This is a genomic window from Mycobacterium sp. Soil_C_30, from assembly GCF_057656995.1.
The window spans coordinates 1-420 of record NZ_JBDGJH010000065.1 but is presented as its reverse complement, the minus strand read 5'-3'; the positions used below and the strand labels follow the sequence as shown (position 1 = coordinate 420).

1 protein-coding gene is annotated in these 420 nt (G+C 62.4%); it reads left to right on the top strand.

The genetic code is table 11. The features are described from left to right. Nucleotides 1-420 (top strand): AMP-binding protein (locus tag AC3A6P_RS36135; RefSeq protein WP_487697467.1); only part of this gene is annotated, 420 nt, incomplete at both ends.

Below are 420 nucleotides of genomic sequence, written 5' to 3'. Positions count from 1 at the left end.
ACCCATTTCAATGTCTTCGACATCAAACCCGAGACCGACGTGTACTGGTGCACTGCCGACATCGGCTGGGTCACCGGACACACCTACATCGTCTACGGACCACTGTCCAACGGCGTCACCCAGGTGGTCTACGAAGGCACCCCGGCCTCCCCCGATGAGCACCGGCACTTCCAGATCATCGAAACCTATGGCGTCACAATCTATTATACCGCTCCGACCCTGGTGCGCACCTTCATGAAATGGGGCCGCCAGATCCCGGCCGCCCACGACCTGTCGTCGTTGCGGTTGCTCGGCTCAGTCGGTGAGCCCATCAACCCCGAGGCCTGGCGCTGGTACCGGATGACCTTCGGCGCCGACGCCACCCCGATCGTGGACACCTGGTGGCAGACCGAAACCGGCGCCATCATGATCTCCCCACTG